The sequence below is a fragment of the Natrinema sp. CGMCC1.2065 genome (assembly GCF_051225675.1).
Taxonomy (GTDB): domain Archaea; phylum Halobacteriota; class Halobacteria; order Halobacteriales; family Natrialbaceae; genus Natrinema; species Natrinema thermotolerans.
On sequence record NZ_JBPJSJ010000045.1, the window covers coordinates 1 to 825 of the forward strand.

Annotated in this window: 1 tRNA gene and 1 rRNA gene; both read right to left on the reverse strand. The window is 58.7% G+C overall.

Annotated features, from left to right (window positions below):
• Positions 1 to 377, reverse strand: a 23S ribosomal RNA gene (locus ACSBP4_RS19605); the annotation flags it as partial.
• 224 nt (positions 378 to 601) lie between these two features.
• Positions 602 to 673 (reverse strand) — tRNA-Ala (locus ACSBP4_RS19610).
• Positions 674 to 825: the final 152 nt, after the last annotated feature.

An 825-nucleotide genomic window follows, 5' to 3' on the forward strand; every position in this document is an offset into this window, starting at 1 on the left:
GCTGACTCGTTCCTTACTTGTCGACGGTACGGGACTGTCACCCTGTCTCGTACTCTATTCCAAGAGACTTCGCGTCGCCGTTCGGGAAGTGATCGTCAGTCCGAACACCACATTGCCCGTGAGGGCTTCGGTTTGGACTGTGTCGCGTTTATTCGCCATTACTAACGACATCGCGTTTGCTTTCTTTTCCTGTCGGTACTAAGATGTTTCAATTCTCGACGTTCCCCATTGCGCGAAGCAATTGCGGTGGGGATTCCCATTCGGAGATCCCAAGTTCTTTGCCTCCGTGCGGCTCCCTTGGGCTTATCGCAGCTTGGCACGTCCTTCTTCAGCTCTCAAGCCGAGCGATCCACCAGCTGGCACAGTAGCCACGTTCATCGGATCGGCGTTGCGACAGAGTCGCAACATCGTGACCCGGGAACGGGTCCAGTGGACGCCTGGACTACACGTACACACGGTCTCATTTGCACGCCGGTAGACGGCCGGCCTGCATTAACCCTTCCCACCCACGCTTGCGCGGGGTGGTGCATCGGTTCGTTCGGATTCAATCCTCGGGTCGTCTCCCACTTAAGGGGCACGATCCGAGATTTCCTCCGAGACATGGACCCACAGGGATTCGAACCCTGGGCATCCTCCTTGCAAAGGAGGCACTCTACCACTGAGCTATGGGCCCACGTCCGCCACGACGGCGGACAGAGCGTGAAACGTTAGCCTTGGTAGTTCAAAGGTGCCCGATCGGCCACGACGTGGCTCGATCGAACGTGAAACCACGTGGCGCAAAGCGCCACGAGTTAAGGTGGGCCGGGGCAGCGCCCCGGTCCCGGT